Origin of the sequence: Pseudomonas sp. URIL14HWK12:I5 (genome assembly GCF_900176445.1) — a bacterium.
Classification (GTDB): domain Bacteria; phylum Pseudomonadota; class Gammaproteobacteria; order Pseudomonadales; family Pseudomonadaceae; genus Aquipseudomonas; species Aquipseudomonas monteilii.
On the sequence record NZ_FWXQ01000011.1, the window covers coordinates 143,846 to 163,596 of the forward strand.

The window sequence follows — 19,751 nt, forward strand, 5'->3', positions numbered from 1 at the left end:
TACCTCAGGCTGTTTCCATCCTGAACGCTGTACCGTCCTTAAGTTCCAGCATAGAAGAACCGTACAGAAAGATGGAAAACCGGCGCTGAACGGTAGCACATCGCCGCTAGCGCCGGTTTATTGACTCAGGCCGGTTTGGCCTGGGCAATCACCTCTTCCAGGCGTTCCTTTTCTGCCTTCTCGATTTCTTCCTCGCTGATCATTTCGGCGATTTCGCGCAGGCGTTCCACCACCCGGGCATTGACGCTGCCCTCGGTGAACTGGCCGTTGTCATCGAGCACTCCGGCCTCCTCGCCTACCAGCAGGCTCAGCGCCTCATCGGCCTGGCTGACCGCGTAGACGTGGAACATGCCGTTCTCCACCGCCTGAAGCACGCGCTCGTCAAGCATCAGGGTGGCAACGTTGGCACGCGGGATGATCACCCCCTGCTCACCGGTCAGGCCACGGGCCTCGCAAAGGCGGAAGAAGCCCTCGATCTTCTCGTTCACCCCACCCACTGCCTGCACTTCACCAAACTGGTTGATAGAGCCGGTGATGGCGAAGCACTGCTTGAGCGGCGTGCGCGACAAGGCCGAAATCAGCGTGCAGGCTTCGCCCAGCGAGGCGCTGTCACCGTCCACATAGCCGTACGACTGCTCCAGCGCGATGCTCGCGGAAATCGCCAGCGGGAACTCCTGGGCATAGCGGCTACCCAGGTAACCGGTCAGGATCATCACCCCCTTGGAGTGAATCGGCTGACCCAGGTTGACCTCGCGCTCGATGTCGACGATGCCGCTGCCGCCCGGGTACACGGTGGCCGAGATGCGCGCCGGCATACCGAACGCCGAGTCGCCCACTTCCAGCACGGTCAGGCCGTTGCACTTGCCAATGGCCGCGCCCTCGGTGTCGATCAGGATGATGCCGGCAAGCATGTCGTCCAGCACCCGCTGCGACACACGCCCGGTGCGGGTGGCCTTGGCCTTCAGCGCACGTTCGATGTGCCCGGCGTCGGTCATTTCGTCACTGGCCAACTGGCGGATGAAGTCGGCTTCGCTGACCAGTTGGAACAGGTCACCGATGCGTGCCGACAGGCGCGACTGGTTCTCTGCCAGGCGGGCGCTGTAGGTCGCCAGGCGCGCGACCGCGTCACTGGTCAACGGCGCCATGCCCTCTTCGTTGGTGCGGGTACGCAACAGCTGGGCGAATTGCTCCAGGTTCTCGTCGACCATGGGCATGTCTTCGTCGAAGTCCACCAACACCCGGAACATCTCCTGGAAGTCCGAGTCGTGGTCCTGCAAGGCGTAGTACAGCTGGCGCGAACCGATAATCACCAGCTTGACGTTGAGCGGAATCATCTGCGGCTGCAGGCTGACAGTGGCAACACGGCCCAGCTCACCGATCGGTGATTCCATCTTCAGCTTGCGCGACTGCAAGGAACGCTTGAGCGCATCCCAGACGAACGGCTCGCCCAGCATCTTCTCGGCTTCGAGAATCAGGAAACCGCCGTTGGCACGGTGCAACGCGCCCGGGCGCAGTTGGCGATACGAGGTGTACAGCGCGCCTTGGTCGGTGCTGTATTCGATACGGCCAAACAAGTTGTCGTAGGTCGGGTGCGGCTCGAACACGACCGGCGCACCACCGGCAGCATGGTGGCCGACCACCAGGTTGGGGGCGTACTGCTCTTCGAGCAGCTTGCGCGCGGCAGCGTCGGTCTTGCTGTCGTCGACCAATTGCTCGACTACGGTGCGCAGCAGGTTCAGTTGCACCGACTGCAGGTAGGCGCACACTGCGGCGTTCTCGGCATACTTTTCCGACAACGGCGCCAGCAACGGTTGCAAGGCCAGGGTAATGGTTTCTTCATTCAGCTGGCGCAGCTGGTTGTTCGACTCACGCTTCCATTGCGGCAGGCTGGCCAGCTCTTCGTTCAACTGCTCTTCGAGCTGGGCAATGTCCTCATGGAACTGTTCGCGCACGTCTTCCGGCAACTGGGCGAACTCGGCTTCATCCAGCGCCTTGCCGTCTGCCATCGGGGTGAAGGCAACGTTGCTGGCATCGCGGTACAACGCTACGTCCTTTTCCAGCGAGGCGCGCTCGATCACATCCAGGGCGCGGTCATAACGCTGGTTGAAGGCACGGTCGATGGCGCCCTTCTTCTGCTGATACGACGGGTGTTCGAACACGGCCGGAAAGGTCGCCAGCAGGTTGTCGATCAGCCCGCCCATGTCGGCGATGAACGCTCCGGCGCTGCCGGATGGCAATTCCAGCGCACGCGGTTCACGGGTGTCGTCGAAGTGGTTGACGTAGACCCAGTCAGCCGGGGTCTGCTGGCGCTTGCCCTCGGCCTTGAGGTAGCGCTTGACGAACGAGAAGCGGCCGGTACCCGGCTCGCCCATGACGTACACGTTGTAACCGGGGCGTGGCATGGCCACACCAAACTGCAGGGCCTCGACAGCACGCTCCTGGCCCAGGACTCCGCGAAACGGCTCCAGATCGTCGGTATTGGTAAAGGCAAACTGCTCGGGTGAGAAACGCCGGGTCAGGGCTTCAGGCGCGAGACGCAGGCGCGCAGCGACAGGATCGGGCATTGGGTTTCCTTACTTCGGCGGGGCAGATACGCAGCATTCTGGCGCTGCCTGCGCGCGCCTTGCAAGGCTCTGCGGGACTTTATGTCGCAGCCCATGCACGTCATGTGACAGCAAATTTTTCGCAATCAACAACGCAACCTTTAGATCGTGCCTAAACTCCAAGCTGCGCGGGTGGGTGAAATGCTTTCCCGACCTGGCAACCGAGTTGCCAGAAACCCTGACCCTTGGTTAAGACAAAGAGAACAAATGCTATGAAACGGATTCTTCTGGGTACTCTGTTCACCGTGGTCTCGCTGAACGCCATGGCCGAAGCGCCAGGCGGCCCGAACTGCGGTTGGGGCAACATGCTGTTCGAAGGCCAGCGCGGCACGCCGGCACACTTCCTGGCCTCCACCACCAACGGCACCTCCGGTAACGCCACCTTCGGCATGACCTCCGGCACCAACGGCTGCTCCACCAAAGCCTCGCTGACCTACGGCGGCAAGTCGTGGTTCGCCATGAACGGCATGATGAACGAGCTTTCCGAAGACATGGCCATGGGCCAGGGCGAAGCACTGACCACCTATGCCGTGGTCCTCGGTGTGGCCCCGGAAGACCGCAGCTACTTCCAGTCGGTCGCCCACCAGCACTTCAACCAGATTTTCACCAGCGCCGACGTCACGGCTGAAACTGTCCACAGCAACACCCTGGCCGTTCTGAAGAACGACCCACGCCTGGCCAAATACGCTACCGAGGCCTAAGCCCTGCTGCTCCCGCCCCACCCGGGGCGGGTTTCGCCTTTTTCGGCATCGTCAAGAAGTAGTTGCCCGATATGCTCAAACGCCTCGCTGCCCTGGCGCTGTGTGCCTGCGCCCCTGTTCATGCCGCGCCCGTACTGGATCAAGGCCGTCTCCAGCAACTGGCCAACACCCCTTACTGGATTGCCCTGGGCCATTACGAAACCGCCAAGCTCGGGGGCTGGCGCAGCTATGTGGACGACGATGCGTTCTTCCTCGCCAAGGACGGTGCACACCACCCCGACCAGGAGCTGCAAGCCACGGTCGAGGCGCTGTATGCCCCGGCCAGCCTCGGCGACAAGCATGCCCAGTGTGTATTCCCAGCACGCACCCGCTGGCTACGTGAACAGCTTGGCCTGCAGGGCCTGCCGCAACCGGATTGCCAGGAATTCAAGACCTGGTACCAGTCGATCGACCCGCACAGCGCCGCGTTGATTTTCCCGGCGGCCTACCTGAACAGCCCATCGTCCATGTTCGGCCACACCCTGCTGCGCATCGACCAGTCCAACACCCGCAGCGACGACACCACGCTGCTGAGCTATGCGATCAACTTCGGTGCCTACATCGAAGGTAGCGACAACAGCATCCTGTACGCCTGGAAGGGCCTGATGGGCGGCTACCCGGGGCTGTTCGCGCTAATGCCCTACCAGGAGAAACTGTCCGAATACCGCAGCCTGGAAAACCGCGACCTGTGGGAGTACCAGCTGGACCTCACCCCCGAAGAAACCGGGCGCATGGTCGAACATGTGTGGGAGTTGAAGCAGATCCAGTTCGACTACTTCTTCTTCGACGAAAACTGCTCGTACCGCCTGCTGGAGCTGCTGCAAGTGGCCCGACCGAGCCTGGACCTGACCTCGCAGTTCCCGTTGACCGCCATCCCGACCGATACTGTGAAGGCCGTGAAGCAGTCCGGCCTGGTCGCCAGCGAGACATACCGCCCTTCTCGCGAACGTGAATTGCTGGCCCGCGCCGAGCCACTGGACCACGACGAAAAGCAGCAGGTGCTGGCCGTGAGTGCCGACACCGCACAATTGCAGAGCCCCGAATTCAAGGCCCTGCCCCGCGAACGGCAAGCGCTCGTGCAAGACGCCGCGTACCGCCTGGAGCGTTACCGGGCCAATGGCCAGGAGCGCGACCCTGGGCAGGCGAAGCGCAGCTTCGAGCTGCTGCGGGCGATCAACAGCAACCCGCCGCCACCCTTGCAGATCGAACGCCCCGGCTTACCCGAGGATGGCCACGATTCACGCACCTGGCAGCTGGGAGTGGGCACCCGTGAAGACCGCGCCTACGCCGAGTATGGGCTGCGCATGGCCTATCACGACCTCAACGACAACGCCTACGGTTTCCCGCTGGGTGCCCAAATCGAGATCCTGCAGTTGAAAGTGCGCCAGTACGAAGGCAACGACTGGCAAGTGCAGCGCCTTGACCTGGCCACCATCCGCTCGCTGACGCCGCGCAACGCCTTGCTCAAGCCCTGGTCATGGCAAGTGGCTGGCGGGCTGGAGCGCGTACCCGGCAAGCACGATGACGAAGTGCTGGTCAGCCATGTGAATGGTGGCGCCGGGGGTACCTGGCAGTTGGCCGACGGGTTGCTGGGCTTTGCCCTGGGGACCGTGCGGGTCGAGCATCACAACGATTTTTCCCAGTTCATCGCCCCTGCGGCGGGGTTCAATGGCGGCCTGCTGTGGCGCAACGGGCTGGGCAACATGACACTGGAGGCCAAGGGCGACTACTTCACCAATGGTGAAGTACGGCGCAGTGTGAGCCTGAACCAGCAGTGGGAGATCAGCCAGAATTTGGGCGTGCGGTTAAGTGCATCGCGCGCGTTCAGCCACCTGGCGACGGCGCAGAATGAGGTGATGCTGGAGCTGAAGTGGTATCACTACTAGTGACCCAATCGACTCTTTGACACCGTTTTGACAGCTCCCCGACAAATCGCCACCTAGACTTTCCATTATCAATTGGAGGGCTGGGTGGTTATGTCGCGGTACTGGTTCGGCGTGTGCATGGCGTTGTTGCTGTCAGGTTGCGAAACCACCCACGAGCAGATGGTCAACCGTGGTTATCCGCCTGCCTACGCCGATGGCTTTCAGGACGGCTGCAGCAGCGGCCGCCAGGCCGCCGGGCTGATGGTGGGCAACTTCCGCAAGGACGTGCCGCGCTACCTGCACGAACGTCAGTATGAAACCGGCTGGGACGACGGCTTTCGCCAGTGCCACGCCATGCAGAACAGCGAAGAACAGCGCGAGTACCATGAGCGTTTCTGGGACCAGCGCGACCGCGACTGGGAGCAGGAAAAAGACCGCGACGCGGCACGCGCCTATCGCCACAACTGAGTCGCAAACGGACATCCCTTGAAACCTGCGGCCTGCCATGCTGGTCTTCAGCACAAGGAGGCCCAGCATGAGCCGAGCATTCGTCAACGAAGACCAGGCTGCCGACCAGGCCGACCCGCCCGTCGAGCGCCGCGTCAGCGAACAACCCAACTACGTCACTGCCAACGGCCTGCGCCTTTTACAGGCGCGCCTGGCCGAACTGAATGCCCTGCGCAGCGAACTGCAGGCGCAGGGTGAGCGTGCCGACAAACAGCGCATGGCCGAGACCGAGCGGGACCTGCGTTATTTCACTGCGCGGGTGCAGAGTGCCCAGGTGGTGCCGGCAGCGACTTCACGCAGCAAGGTGCAGATTGGTAGCCGGGTGCGGTTTGTGGATGCCCAGGATCAGGAGCAGGTGGTGCAGCTGGTGGGCGAGGATGAAGCGGATGCCGGCCGGGGCTTGATTAATTGGGGCTCACCGTTGGGGCGGGCGTTGCTGGGCGCAGGGCCTGGGGATGAGGTGGTTTGGCGGCGGCCGGTGGGGGATCAGGAAATCGAGATTATCGAGATTGGTGGTTGAAAAACCTGGGGCCGTGTTGCGGCCCCAGGTGATCTCGAATCAGACCACGCCTTGAGCCAGCATCGCATCGGCCACTTTCACGAAGCCTGCGATATTCGCACCTTTGACGTAGTTGATACGGCCATCCGTCTCTTCACCGTAGTGCACGCACGCATGGTGAATCGACTGCATGATGTTGTGCAGCTTGCTGTCCACTTCACCGGCAGTCCACAGCAGGCGCATGGCGTTCTGCGACATTTCCAGGCCCGACACGGCCACGCCGCCGGCGTTGGAGGCCTTGCCCGGGGCGTACAGAATGCCTGCGTCCAGGAAGATATCCACAGCCTCAAGGGTGGTCGGCATGTTGGCGCCTTCGGCCACGCAGATGCAGCCGTTGCGCAGCAGGGTGCGGGCGTCTTCGGCGCCCAGTTCATTCTGCGTGGCGCACGGCAGGGCGATGTCGCACGGCAGGCTCCACGGAGTCTGGCCCTTGCGGAACTCCAGGCCGAACTGCCCGGCCAGCTCGCTGATGCGGCCACGCTTGAGGTTTTTCAGTTCCATCACCGCATCCCACTGGGCGTCGGTCAGGCCAGCTTCGGCGTACAGGGTGCCTTCGGAGTCGGACAGCGAGATCACCTTGCCGCCCAGGTCCATGACTTTGCGCGCCGCATACTGGGCCACGTTGCCCGAGCCGGAAATCGCCACGCGGCAGCCATCGATACGCTTGTCCTGGCGCTTGAGCATTTCTTCAGCGAAGTACACGCAGCCATAACCGGTGGCTTCGGGGCGGATCAGGCTGCCGCCGTAGGTCATGCCCTTGCCGGTCAGCACCGAGGTGAACTGGTTGGCCAGGCGCTTGTACTGGCCAAACATGAAGCCGATTTCGCGGGCACCCACGCCGATGTCACCGGCCGGTACGTCGCAGTCAGCACCGATGTGGCGGTACAGCTCGCTCATGAACGCCTGGCAGAAGCGCATCACTTCGGCGTCGCTCTTGCCTTTCGGGTCGAAGTCCGAGCCACCTTTGCCGCCACCCATGGGCAGCGAGGTCAGCGAGTTCTTGAACACCTGCTCGAAGGCCAGGAACTTCAGCACGCTGAGGTTCACCGACGGGTGGAAGCGCAGGCCGCCCTTGTACGGGCCGATGGCGCTGCTCATCTGGATGCGGTAGCCGCGGTTGACCTGCACCTTGCCCTGGTCATCGACCCAGGAAACGCGGAACAGCACAGCACGCTCCGGCTCGACCATACGTTCGAGGATGCCGGATTGCAGGTAATGTGGATTGGCTTCAAGGAATGGCCACAGGGTGCGCAGCACCTCTTCCACCGCCTGGTGGAACTCGGGTTGGCCTGGGTCACGCTGTTGCAGGCGTGCAAGGAAATTGTCGACAGATTCGATCATGGTAGACATCTCACCGAAGGTTTTGGACTTATTGGTTTTTTCAGGAATGTACCAAGAAGCAATCGCACTGGAATAGGGCGCGATGTCGTTTTTTTGAAATTATTTGGTGCGTTTTATGTAAGTGTATACAAAATACCTGCCGATACAGCCGTTTTCAAGGTTCACCAAGGCACAAAAATGGGGCTCCGTAGAGCCCCATCCTTGTGCATCTCAAACCGGCTTACTGGGCCAGTTTTTTGTGCCGTACACGGTGCGGCTGGGCAGCAGCATCGCCCAGGCGCTTTTTGCGGTCGGCTTCGTACTCGGTGTAGTTACCCTCGAAGAACACCACGTTCGAGTCGTCTTCGTACGCCAGGATGTGGGTAGCCACACGGTCCAGGAACCAACGGTCGTGGGAAATCACGATCGCGGCGCCCGGGAAGTCCAGCAGGGCTTCTTCCAGCGAACGCAGGGTTTCAACGTCCAGGTCGTTGGACGGTTCGTCGAGCAGCAGGACGTTGCCGCCCTCCTTCAGGGTCAGAGCCAGGTGCAGGCGGCCACGCTCACCACCGGACAGGTCCTTGACGAACTTCTGCTGGTCGCCCCCCTTGAAGTTGAAGCGGCCAACGTAGGTACGCGACGGGATCTCGTAGTTGCCGATGCGGATCATGTCGGAACCGTCGGAAATCTGCTGGAACACGGTCTTGGCGCCGTCCAGGTCTTCGCGGCTCTGGTCCACGCAGGCCAGTTGCACGGTTTCACCGATCTCGATGCTGCCCGAGTCCGGCTGTTCCTTGCCCATCAGCATGCGGAACAGGGTCGACTTACCGGCACCGTTACCACCGATAACGCCGACGATAGCGCCTTTTGGCATGGCGAACGACAGGTTGTCGATCAGCACGCGGTCGCCGTAGCCTTTGGTGACGTTCTTGAACTCGATGACCTTGTCGCCCAGGCGCGGGCCAGCCGGGATGTAGATCTCGTTGGTTTCGCTGCGCTTCTGAAATTCCTGCGACTGCATTTCTTCAAAGCGCTGCAGACGGGCCTTGGATTTGGACTGGCGAGCCTTGGCGCCTTTGCGCACCCACTCCAGTTCCTCTTTCATGGCCTTTTCGTGGGCGCTCTGCTGCTTGGATTCCTGCGCCAGACGGTCCGACTTGGCTTCCAGCCAGCCCGAGTAGTTGCCTTCGTACGGGATGCCGGCGCCGCGGTCCAGTTCCAGGATCCAGCCGGCGACGTTGTCGAGGAAGTAACGGTCGTGGGTAATCGCAACCACGGTGCCCGGGAAGTCGTGCAGGAAGCGCTCCAGCCAGGCCACCGAATCGGCATCCAGGTGGTTGGTGGGTTCGTCGAGCAGCAGCATGTCGGGGGCCGACAGCAGCAGGCGGCACAGGGCCACACGGCGCTTCTCGCCACCGGACAGGTGCTCGATGCGGGCATCCCAGGCTGGCAGGCGCAGAGCATCGGCGGCGACGTCCAGCTGGCGCTCCAGGTTGTGGCCATCGGCGGCTTGCAGAATGGCTTCCAGCTTGGCCTGTTCGGCAGCCAGCTTGTCGAAGTCGGCATCCGGTTCGGCGTAGGCGGCGTAGACCTCGTCCAGGCGCGCCTGGGCGTCCTTGATCACGCTGACGGCTTCCTCGACCACTTCGCGAACGGACTTGTTAGGGTCCAGTTGCGGTTCCTGCGGCAGGTAGCCTACGTTGATGTCGGGCATCGGACGGGCTTCGCCGTCGAATTCCTTGTCGACGCCCGCCATGATCCGCAGCAGGGTCGATTTACCGGCGCCGTTCAGGCCGAGCACGCCAATCTTGGCGCCCGGGAAGAACGACAGGGAAATGTTCTTGAGAATTTCCCGCTTCGGCGGCACGACCTTGCTCAGCCGATGCATGGTGTAGACGTATTGAGCCAAAACCAAGCCCTCTAATCAGATAGGTAAAGACATCGACGATCGCCCCGGCGCGCTGGCCAGGGAGATGTGTGTTTGGGTGTCGTTGAACAAAGTCGACCATTCTACGCCAACGCACGGCGTTGCATAGGAGGGGGCGATGGTGGGCTGGGATCGGAGTGATCCCTGGGAGAAACGTATTGCCTGTGCTGGCCCCTTCTCGGCTTTAGCCGCGAAAGGGCCGGCACAGCAGCCGAAAATAGCTCAGACGTGACGCTGTGGGGCCTTGCCACGCGGCAACCGACAACGGTCACCCTGCTCGGCCAGGCGCGCAGCCCAGGCAGACTTCACGCTGAAGCCACCGCTGCGGGCAGGCTGCTGCTCGGCAACCTTGGCGGGTTTGGCGGCCGCAGGCGCCGTGCTGACCACCTTGGCTGCCGGCTTGTTGGCCGCAGCAACTGCAACTGCCGGCTCTGCTGCCGCCTTGGCGGTCTTGCGCAGTTCAGCCAGCGATGGGGCCTTGCTTTTGGCGGCGTTGGCCGCCTCGGGTTTGCTCAGCGAACGCTGGCAAGACTTGCAGGATACGTCCTCGGTCACGGCAGTGCTGACAAGGGTCTGACTGCTGCGCCCACAGGCGGAATCGAGGCCATTGGAGGAAAAGTGAGTAACCAAAACCGAACATCTCCGATGCGTTGTCATGTGAAGCGGGCGCTATTCTCGCACAGGTTGCAGGGGCTTGCCGAACCACCCGGCAGGCACCATCGGTCAACATGGCTGGCACTTTGCCATAATCCTAGGCATGCTAGCCGGTTTCAGGTGTCCGGCCTTATAGTGCGCCACCGCGTTGCGCCAGCCAGGTACCGGCACACACCGTGCATGATCCTTCCCTGCCATCGCCAGCCCAATCGCAGGATCAACGCTTGACCAACCTAACTCATCCGTCGTCATTGCGTTCCGCGCCACAAGCGCCCGCCGCTACCCTGCGCGGGTCGATCAAGGGTGCGCTGGCGCTGCTGGCCCTGATCCTGCTGGGCCTGCTGCTGTGGCAGCTGTTCGCCCAGTTCAACCACACCCAGGCCGACCTGCGCAAACAAAGCCTGGACGCCACCGCAGAGCTGGCCGACCACCTGAGCCTGAACATGGCGTTCAAGGCCCAGCAGGCCGTGAACGTGGTACAGCCCTACGTCAATGCGCCGACGCCTGCCGCCCTGCCCAGCCTGCTGGATACCCTGCGCCAACGCCTGCCCGCCCTGCAGAGCATGGCCTGGCTGGACAGCGCCGGGCAGCTGCGCAGTGACAGCCTGCCAGGCAGCCCAGACCGCCAGTTGCTTGACGAGCTGCTCACGCTGAACCAGGGGCGCCCGTACTTCTTTACCAATTCGGTCGACAATCGAACCTTGTACCTGCTGCTGCGCCAGGCCGCCGAACAGGACCGCGGCTACTGGCTGCTGCGCCTGTCACCGGACTACTACCGCGAACTCACCACTCACCTCGATGGCGGCGGCCACCCGCTGTGGCTGCTGGAAAACAGCCGCAGCGGCGAAGTGCTGCAGCAGCACGCCCCAACCGACACCAGCCACGAGCCGTTGCAAAGCGTGATGCTGGCCTTCATCGACAACAGCACCTGGCAACTGCGCGGCCTGTTCGACGCCAAGCTGACCCAGCAAAAATTGCTGCCTGCGCTGATCGGCAAATGCCTGCTGGTGCTGTTCTGCGCCCTGCTACCCGTGTTGGCGCTGATCAACATGCGCCGCCGCCAGCGCGCGCTGCAGGAAGACCGCCGGCGCTACCAGGAAATTTTCGAAGGCACCGGCGTGGCCCTGTGCGTGCTCGACCTGTCCAGCCTGCCCGGCCAGCTCGACCGCTACCACCTGCGCAACCACGCCGCACTCAAGCACAGCCTGGCACTGGACCCGAACCTGCGCCGCTCGCTGTTGCTGGAGCTGAAGATTACCGAGGTCAACCAGGTAGCGCGCCAGCTGTTGAACATCGAATGCCACGAAGGGGCCTGGCAGCGGCTGATCGATGGCAGTGGCGATGGCCGCGACAGCGTCGGCATGCAACTGATCGACGCGCTGATCGAACAACGCCAGGTGCTGGAGCTTGAAGTGCGCCTGCCGGCTCCGCTGGGTGGTGAGTTGCACCTGTGGCTGATGGCGCGCTTGCCGCAGCAGCGCCGCGACTACCAGGCCGTGATCCTCAGCATCAGCGACATCACCAGCCGTAAACAGGTCGAGCTGTCGTTGCTGGAGCGCGAAAGTTTCTGGTCGGACGTGGTGCGTACCGTGCCCGATCAGCTGTACGTGCAAGACGTAATCAGCCAGCGGATGATTTTCAGCAACCGCCACCTGGGGCAGAGCCTGGGTTACGACCGTACCGAGCTTGCGCAAATGGGCGACCGCTTCTGGGAGCTGCTGCTGCACCCCGAAGATGCCGCGCACTACCAGGCATTGCGCCAGCAACAGCGTGACAACGGCCATGATCAACCGCTGCACTGCCAGCTGCGCTTCCGCCACCGTGATGACGGCTGGCGCTGCTACGACATCCGCGAACAGGTGCTGACCCGTGACGCCGATGGCCTGGTAACGCGCATCATCGGCGTGGGCAAGGACGTGACGGTGCAGATCGAGGCCAGCCAGTCGCTGCGCGACAGCGAACAGCGCTACCGCATGCTCGCCGAAAGCATCAGCGACGTGATCTTCTCCACCGACAGCCTGCTGCAGCTCAACTATGTCAGCCCCTCCGTGCAGAGCGTGCTGGGCTACCAGGCTGACTGGATTTTTGCCAACGGCTGGCAATCGATCATCGCCAACCCGGCCCAGCTCACCGGCATCTACAGCCTGATGGAACGCGTCAGCAACGCCATGGGCGACCCGGCACAACTGGCCCAGCTGCGCAGCCAGCTGCCAACCCAGCTGTTCCTGTTCGACTGCCTGCGCGCCGATGGCCGCAAGATCCCGATCGAGCTGCGCCTGGTGCTGGTGTGGGACGATGACCAACGCTTTGAAGGCGTACTTGGCGTGGGCCGCGACATCAGCCAGCAACGCCGCGCCGAAAAAGACCTGCGCATGGCCGCGACGGTATTCGAGCACTCCACGTCGGCGATCCTCATCACCGACCCGGCCGGCTATATCGTCCAGGCCAACGAGGCATTCAGCCGTGTCAGCGGTTATGCCGTCAGCGAAGTGCTCGACCAGCTGCCGGGCATGCTTACCGTCGATGAACAACAGGAAGGCCACCTGCGCTACGTGGTCAAGCAACTGCACCAGCGCGGCAGCTGGGAAGGCGAGGTGTGGCTCAAGCGCCGCGACGGCGACCACTACCCGGCGTGGGTCGGCATTACCGCCGTACTCGATGACGAGGGCGACCTGGCCAGCTACGTATGCTTCTTCACCGACATCAGCGAGCGCAAGGCCAGCGAACAGCGCATCCACCGCCTGGCCTACTACGACGCCCTCACCCACCTGCCCAACCGCACACTGTTCCAGGACCGCCTGTACAACGCCCTGCAGCAGGCCGAGCGGCAGAAGGCCTGGGTGGTGCTGATGTTCCTCGACCTGGACCGTTTCAAGCCGATCAACGACTCCCTCGGCCATGCCGCCGGCGACCGCATGCTCAAGGACATGGCCCTGCGCCTGCTGGCCTGCGTGGATGACGACGACACCGTGGCGCGCATGGGCGGCGACGAGTTTACCCTGCTGCTGCAACCGCGCCCCACGCGCGAGATGGCCCTTAACCGCGCCATCCACGTGGCCGAGAACATCCTCGGCAGCCTGGTGCGCCCGTTCGTGCTGGAAAACCGCGAGTTCTTCGTCACCGCCAGTATCGGCATCGCCCTCAGCCCGCAGGATGGGGGCGAGCTGAGCCAGTTGATGAAAAACGCCGATACCGCCATGTACCACGCCAAGGAACGCGGCAAGAACAACTTCCAGTTCTACCAGGCCGAAATGAACGCCAGCGCCCTGGAACGGCTGGAACTGGAAAGCGACCTGCGCCATGCCATGGAGCAGAACGAGTTCATCCTCTACTACCAGCCGCAGTTCAGCGGCGACGGCAAGCGCCTGACCGGCGCCGAAGCGCTGCTGCGCTGGCGCCATCCAACCCGTGGGCTGGTGCCACCGGGCGACTTCATCCCGGTGATCGAGGAACTGGGCCTGGTGGTGGATGTGGGCGACTGGGTGCTGCGCGAGGCCAGCCGGCAGCTCAAGGCCTGGCACAAGGCCAAAGTGCGAGTACCCAAGGTGTCGGTGAACATTTCCGCGCGGCAGTTCTCCGACGGCCAGTTGGGCACGCGCATTGCCAACATCCTTGAAGAAAGCGGCCTGCCGCCTGCGTGTCTGGAGCTGGAACTGACCGAAAGTATCCTGATGCGCGAAGTGAATGAGGCGCTGCAGATTCTTGCCAGCCTGAAGAACCTCGGCCTGAGCATTGCGGTCGACGACTTCGGCACCGGTTACTCGTCGCTCAACTACCTCAAGCAGTTCCCCATCGACGTACTGAAGATCGACCGCACCTTCGTCGACGGCCTGCCCGAAGGTGAGCAGGATGCGCAAATTGCCCGGGCGATCATCGCCATGGCCCACAGCCTCAACCTGGCGGTCATCGCCGAGGGTGTGGAAACCCACGAACAGCTGGAGTTCCTGCGCGAGCATGGTTGCGACGAAGTACAGGGCTACCTGTTCGGACGGCCGATGCCGGCGCATCAGTTCGAGGCGCAGTTCTCCAACGAGACCCTGTTCATGTTCCATTGAGGGGTGCAAAGCCCCTCAAAAGCGGACTTTCGGGTCAACTACCGCGCCCGCGCAGCCCAGACACGGCGCGGGATGCAACATGAAGCCCATTGGTCCGCGACTTGATGCCACTTCATATGCCAGCCGCGAATCAATCGGTTAGAATGCCCCCCCAAATTACCCCGATCCTTGAGGACCGCCATGTTCAGCCGTGATTTGACCATTGCCAAGTACGACGCCGAGCTCTTCGAAGCCATGCAGCAAGAAGCTCTGCGCCAGGAAGAGCATATCGAGCTGATCGCTTCGGAAAACTACACCAGCCCGGCAGTCATGGAAGCTCAGGGCTCGGTCCTGACCAACAAGTACGCCGAAGGCTACCCAGGCAAGCGCTACTACGGTGGTTGCGAGTACGTCGACGTCGTCGAGCAACTGGCCATCGACCGTGCCAAGGAGCTGTTCGGCGCCGACTACGCCAACGTCCAGCCGCACGCTGGCTCCCAGGCCAACGCTGCCGTCTACCTGGCCCTGCTGTCGGCCGGTGACACCATCCTGGGCATGAGCCTGGCCCACGGTGGCCACCTGACCCACGGTGCTTCCGTCAGCTCTTCGGGCAAGCTGTACAACGCCATCCAGTACGGCATCGACGGCAACGGCCTGATCGACTACGACGAAGTCGAGCGCCTGGCTGTCGAGCACAAGCCGAAGATGATCGTTGCCGGCTTCTCGGCCTACTCGCAGGTTCTGGACTTCGCCCGCTTCCGCGCCATCGCCGACAAGGTCGGTGCCTACCTGTTCGTCGACATGGCCCACGTTGCCGGCCTGGTTGCCGCTGGCGTGTACCCGAACCCTGTTCCGTTCGCCGACGTGGTCACCACCACCACTCACAAGACCCTGCGCGGCCCGCGCGGCGGCCTGATCCTGGCCCGCGCCAACGCCGACATCGAGAAGAAGCTGAACTCCGCTGTCTTCCCGGGCGCCCAAGGCGGCCCGCTGGAGCACGTCATCGCGGCGAAGGCCATCTGCTTCAAGGAAGCCCTGCAGCCTGAGTTCAAGGCTTACCAGCAGCAAGTGGTGAAAAACGCCCAGGCCATGGCCAGCGTGTTCATCGAGCGTGGTTTCGACGTGGTGTCCGGTGGCACCCAGAACCACCTGTTCCTGCTGTCGCTGATCAAGCAGGAAATCTCCGGTAAAGACGCTGACGCCGCACTGGGCAAAGCCTTCATCACCGTCAACAAGAACTCGGTACCGAACGACCCACGTTCGCCGTTCGTCACTTCGGGTCTGCGTTTCGGCACCCCAGCCGTTACCACCCGTGGTTTCAAGGAAGCCGAGTGCCGCGAGCTGGCCGGCTGGATCTGCGACATCCTGGCTGACCTGAACAACGAAGCGGTTATCGACGCTGTACGTGAGAAGGTCAAGGCCATCTGCAAGAAGCTGCCGGTTTACGGCAACTGATTGGCGATTGCCTGATGTGAAGAAGCCCGGCCTAGTGCCGGGCTTTTTCGTTTGCGCCGCTGCAATCACGTATTACCCTGTGCCCCCATTCACTCATCGAGCACAGGCCGCACCTTGACCAGGGAACAACTCGAAACCCACCAGATCCCGATCTACTTCGCCGCCGTGCTTGCTGCCGTAGCCTTCGGCTTGATGGCCAGCGACAGCGCCAGCCAGCTGGAAGCCCTGGTCACCCCCGCCATTGCCGTGCTGATGTATGCGATGTTTCTGCAGATCCCTTTCCTCGACCTGCGTCAGGGTTTGGGCAACCGCCGCTTCATCACCGCGCTGCTGCTCGCCAACTTCATCCTCGTGCCGCTACTGGTCTGGGCCATTACCCGTGGGCTGGTGGACCACCCGGCGATCCTCGTCGGCGCCTTGCTGGTGCTGCTTACGCCGTGCATCGACTATGTGGTGGTGTTCACCCACATCGGCAAAGGCGACTCGCGCCTTACCCTGGCCGCCACACCTGTGCTGCTGTTGCTGCAACTGGTGCTACTGCCGGTGTATCTGGCCTGGATGCTGGGAGACAGCAGCAACGTGGCCATCTCCATCATCCCGTTCGTGGAAGCCTTTGTAGTGTTGATTGTGCTGCCAATGATCCTGGCCGTGCTCACCAGTGCCGTGGCTCGTCGCTCAGGCGCGGTTTCGGCCTGGAACGACGCCTGGGCGTGGTTGCCCGTACCGGCGATGGCCCTGGTGCTGGTGGTTGTGATCGCCTCGCAGATTGCTGTGGTGCTGCGAGACTTCGACCGTTTGCTACCGGTCATTCCGGTGTACATCGGCTTCATGTTGCTAGCGCCCGTGCTCGGGTTCATTTCGGCGCGGCTGCTGCGCCTGCCGGTCGCCGAAGCACGCTCGGTCACCTTCAGCGCCGCCACGCGAAACTCGCTGGTGGTGCTGCCACTGGCATTGGCATTGCCCGAAGCGATACGCGGGTTGGCGGCTGCGGCGGTAATCACGCAGACACTGGTGGAGTTGATAAGCGAGCTTGTCTATGTAAGAGCGGTGCCACGGGCCATACGCTGACCCGTGGCTAAGGATCGCGCCGGTCACGAGCGCCAAGGGTATGCGGCAAACACCTGCACCTCGACCAGGTACCCCTCGCCCAGGTCTGCGCCGACGCACGCCCGTGGTGGTTTGGGAAAACCCTGCAGCCAGGTGTCGTACACCTCATTGACCAAGTCGAAATGGCGGTAGTCGGCAAGCCACAACTGAACCCTGGTCAGTTGCGCCTTGCCGATATCGGCCTCTGCCATCAGGCCGTCGATCGTGCTCAGCGCCTGACGCAGCTGCCCCTGCACATCTTCCTGCAGGTTGCCCGCCACCACCCCCGCCGTTTCGAACAACCCCCTGTAGCTGACCGCCAAGGACATCCGCTCGCCGGCCCCGAAACGAGTGATCATGAAGCGGCCTCCCCGCCGCCAATCTGGTTGAGGCAGACGACTTTGGGCTGGGTCATGTCTTCATAGGCGAACCGCACCCCTTCGCGCCCAAGGCTCCCATACTTGGAGCCACCAAATGGCATGGCATCGAAGCGGTAGTCGGACGAATCGTTGATCATCACCCCGCCAGCCTCAATACGCCGGGCCAAGCTCAACGCCAGCGACAGGTCGCGGGTAAACACGCCGGCATGCAGGCTGTAATCCGGGGCGTTGGCCTGCGCTACCGCCTGCTCGATGCTTTCGAACGGCGCCAGCATCACCACCGGTGCAAACACCTCTTCACGCCACAGCCTGCTGGCGTGGTCAACGCCCTCCAGCACTGTCGGGGCATAGGCGGCACCCTGACGCTGATGGCCGCAGAGCAGGCGAGCACCACCCTGAAGTGCTTGGTTGACGCGTTCTTCGATCTGCCGTGCAGCGGCTTCGGTGATCATCGGCCCCATGTCGGTTGCGCGCTGCCCCGGGTCGCCCAGCACCATTGCCTGGGTGAGGGCAACGAAGCGCTGGCGAAACGCCTCATAGATCGCGGCGTCCACCAGGATGCGCTGGGTACCGATACAGTTCTGGCCCGCCGCCCAAAACGCGCCCGACACGCACGACTCGACAGTCGCCTCGAGGTCGCAGTCCTTCAGCACCAGCACCGGCGCATTGCCGCCCAGGTCCATCGCCAGCTTTTTCAGGCCAGCCCCCCGCGCAATCTGTTCGCCGGTAGCGAAGCCTCCGGTAAAGGAAATCATGCGTACTTCACGTATGGCCACCAGGGCCTTGCCCAGCTCGGCGCCCCCCGTGGCTACCGTGACGACGGCCTCCGGCAGCCCTGCATCAACCAGGTACTGCACCAGCTTCACGGCAGAAAGCGGGGCCAGCTCCGAGGGTTTCAGAATGACTGCATTGCCGCCCGCAATGGCTGGCCCCAACTTGTGCGCGACCAGGTTAAGCGGGTCGTTGTACGGGGTAATGGCCAGGATCAACCCCAGCGGCTCGCGGGTGAACCAGCCCTGGCGCGACTCGGAGCCTTCATAGGCATCGAAAGGCACCACCTCACCGGCATTGCGCCGCGCTTCTTCTGCAGACAGCTTGAGCGTATTGATGCAGCGCTTCACCTCCTTCTCGGCCTGACGCAGGGTCTTGCCTGCTTCATCGACGATCAGGCCGGCAAAATCTGCAGCGTCGCGCTCGATGAGGCGGGCAGCCTGCTCCAGAATGCTGGCGCGTCGATGCCGGGGTAGCGCGGCACTTTCGCGCACGCCGCCGCGAGCACGGGCGAGCAGGCTTGGCACCGCGTCGGCGCAAAGGTTGGCAACGCTCCCCACCAGGCTGCCGTCGAAGGGGCTGAACACATCGATCAAGTCGGGTTGGCAATTGGCGACCCGGGACACGGAAGTCAGGCTCATGAACGTTGCTCCTCAGGCCGAACGGCCGGCGGTGTGAATGGCGACGATATCCGACAGCAGGGCAAATGCGGTTTCGACACGCCCTGCACCCGGGCCGGACACGGTCACCGCGCCCAGCAGCTCGGTGTTGAATGCAACCGCATTGATCGCACCGCAAATGCCCGCCAGCGGGTGCTGACCCGGCAACAGGCGGGCCTCGACACGGGCACTTACCGAACCATCGGCTTGCCGGCTGGCGCTGCCAACCAGCTTCCAACGCTGGCCCTGGGCCTGCGCCTGCTCGATAGCCGCGCTGTCGATGGCGCTGATACCGCTGCAGGCGACATCACTCACCTGCAGGCAGGCGCCGAGCAACTCATTGGCCAGAATGACCACCTTCAGGCGTACGTCATGGCCTTCCACATCGGCGGTCGGGTCTGCCTCGGCATACCCAAGTGCTTGTGCCTGGGCCACCGCCTCGGCAAAACCAAGCCCCTCCTCCATGCGCGTGAGCACGTAGTTCGAGGTGCCGTTGAGGATGCCCTCGAACCCCACCAGGCCCGCGCCTGCCAAGGTCTGGCGCGCCATGCGCAGCACTGGCGTACCGCTCATCACCGCGCCTTCGTATTCGAACGACACGCCATTGGCCCTGGCCAATGCCTTGAGCGCCTGGGCATGCAAGGCGATCGGCCCCTTGTTGGTGGTGACCACATGCTTGCCCGCTTCCAGCGCCCAGCGGCAGAAGGTTGCCGCTGGCTCACCGTCCGTTGGGTTGGTGAATGTGGCCTCGGCGATAATGTCGGCGCCAGACTGCTTGATCACCGCCTCATTGAAGGCTTCAGCCGAACCTTGAGGGATTTGCGCCAGCGCCCCCTTTTGAGCCGGCAACGCGGCCAGCGTGGCGGCATCCAGGCCATCGCGGTCGATTGCCGAACCCAGGAACAGGTCGGTGACGCCAACGATCTTCAAGCCAAAGCCCAGCTCTTGCTGCCAGCGCGCGTTGCGTTCGGCAATCAGTTGGGCCAGGGCACGGTTCACGCCACCAAAGCCAACGAGTGCAATTTTGTATTCGGTCATGGTTTGCTGTCCTTTCCAGGCGGTTGGTCGATGAGGACAAGCGTAAGAGCCGTGCAATGCCAGTTGAATATGGCAATCCGCTGTATTTATTGGTCAATCTGGCCAGTGCCCCTGCACGCCCGAGCGCCTGCTGGAATGCAAAACGCCGCCAGG

Annotated in this window: 14 protein-coding genes; 7 read left to right on the top strand and 7 right to left on the bottom strand. The window is 62.8% G+C overall.

All coding sequences use genetic code 11. The annotated features are described in order from the left end of the window. Positions 1-125 precede the first annotated feature (125 nt). The gene (locus tag B9A31_RS23385; RefSeq protein WP_019099374.1) at positions 126-2,564 is read right to left on the bottom strand and encodes a Lon protease family protein; all 2,439 of its coding nucleotides are present in this window, start codon (positions 2,562-2,564) and stop codon (positions 126-128) included. A 251-nt stretch (positions 2,565-2,815) separates the two neighbouring features. Between B9A31_RS23385 and B9A31_RS23390 the strand changes: the two genes are divergently transcribed. The 4 genes from B9A31_RS23390 to B9A31_RS23405 all read left to right on the top strand — a co-directional run bounded on the left by B9A31_RS23390 (position 2,816) and on the right by B9A31_RS23405 (position 6,235). Beyond that, positions 2,816-3,304 carry a DUF3015 domain-containing protein gene (locus B9A31_RS23390; protein ID WP_016713355.1) on the top strand — a complete coding sequence of 163 codons (489 nt, stop codon included), beginning with the start codon at positions 2,816-2,818 and terminating at the stop codon, positions 3,302-3,304. Positions 3,305-3,375: 71 nt separating this feature from the next. Continuing rightward, complete coding sequence (locus B9A31_RS23395; RefSeq protein WP_025754693.1) at positions 3,376-5,229, top strand: Lnb N-terminal periplasmic domain-containing protein; 1,854 nt, start codon at positions 3,376-3,378, stop codon at positions 5,227-5,229. A 90-nt stretch (positions 5,230-5,319) separates the two neighbouring features. Next, positions 5,320-5,676: a hypothetical protein gene (locus tag B9A31_RS23400; protein ID WP_025754694.1), complete on the top strand. Its 357-nt coding sequence runs from the start codon at positions 5,320-5,322 to the stop codon at positions 5,674-5,676. A gap of 67 nt (positions 5,677-5,743) precedes the next feature. Continuing rightward, positions 5,744-6,235, top strand: coding sequence for a GreA/GreB family elongation factor (locus B9A31_RS23405; protein ID WP_025754695.1), 492 nt, complete (start codon positions 5,744-5,746; stop codon positions 6,233-6,235). A gap of 39 nt (positions 6,236-6,274) precedes the next feature. On the opposite strand, the gene gdhA is transcribed toward B9A31_RS23405, so the two are convergent. The 3 genes from gdhA to B9A31_RS23420 form a co-directional block, all read right to left on the bottom strand. Then, complete coding sequence (gene gdhA / locus B9A31_RS23410) at positions 6,275-7,615, bottom strand: NADP-specific glutamate dehydrogenase (protein ID WP_084297419.1); 1,341 nt, start codon at positions 7,613-7,615, stop codon at positions 6,275-6,277. 220 nt (positions 7,616-7,835) lie between these two features. Next, a complete protein-coding gene (gene ettA / locus B9A31_RS23415; RefSeq protein ID WP_025754696.1) occupies positions 7,836-9,503 on the bottom strand; it encodes an energy-dependent translational throttle protein EttA in 1,668 nt (555 codons plus the stop codon). Positions 9,504-9,743: 240 nt separating this feature from the next. Then, on the bottom strand, positions 9,744-10,151 hold the full coding sequence (locus B9A31_RS23420) for a hypothetical protein (protein ID WP_025754697.1): 408 nt from the start codon (positions 10,149-10,151) through the stop codon (positions 9,744-9,746). A 248-nt stretch (positions 10,152-10,399) separates the two neighbouring features. Between B9A31_RS23420 and B9A31_RS23425 the strand changes: the two genes are divergently transcribed. From B9A31_RS23425 to B9A31_RS23435, 3 genes are all read left to right on the top strand, one after another. Next, the gene (locus tag B9A31_RS23425) at positions 10,400-14,230 is read left to right on the top strand and encodes a sensor domain-containing protein (protein ID WP_025754698.1); all 3,831 of its coding nucleotides are present in this window, start codon (positions 10,400-10,402) and stop codon (positions 14,228-14,230) included. A 180-nt stretch (positions 14,231-14,410) separates the two neighbouring features. Continuing rightward, positions 14,411-15,664, top strand: coding sequence for a serine hydroxymethyltransferase (gene glyA / locus B9A31_RS23430; protein WP_016713363.1), 1,254 nt, complete (start codon positions 14,411-14,413; stop codon positions 15,662-15,664). Positions 15,665-15,778: 114 nt separating this feature from the next. Further along, a complete protein-coding gene (locus B9A31_RS23435) occupies positions 15,779-16,732 on the top strand; it encodes an arsenic resistance protein (protein ID WP_084297420.1) in 954 nt (317 codons plus the stop codon). 23 nt (positions 16,733-16,755) lie between these two features. Here the strand turns inward: B9A31_RS23435 and B9A31_RS23440 are convergent, their stop codons facing one another. The 3 genes from B9A31_RS23440 to B9A31_RS23450 are packed head-to-tail and all read right to left on the bottom strand — an operon-like array spanning position 16,756 to position 19,598. Beyond that, positions 16,756-17,109 (bottom strand): RidA family protein, encoded by a 354-nt coding sequence (locus B9A31_RS23440; protein WP_016713365.1) that lies wholly within the window; start codon positions 17,107-17,109, stop codon positions 16,756-16,758. Next, on the bottom strand, positions 17,106-18,542 hold the full coding sequence (locus tag B9A31_RS23445; RefSeq protein WP_019099382.1) for an aldehyde dehydrogenase family protein: 1,437 nt from the start codon (positions 18,540-18,542) through the stop codon (positions 17,106-17,108). Before B9A31_RS23445 ends, B9A31_RS23440 begins: the two co-directional genes overlap by 4 nt. A 12-nt stretch (positions 18,543-18,554) precedes the next feature. Continuing rightward, positions 18,555-19,598 carry a homoserine dehydrogenase gene (locus B9A31_RS23450; RefSeq protein ID WP_025754700.1) on the bottom strand — a complete coding sequence of 348 codons (1,044 nt, stop codon included), beginning with the start codon at positions 19,596-19,598 and terminating at the stop codon, positions 18,555-18,557. Positions 19,599-19,751: the final 153 nt, after the last annotated feature.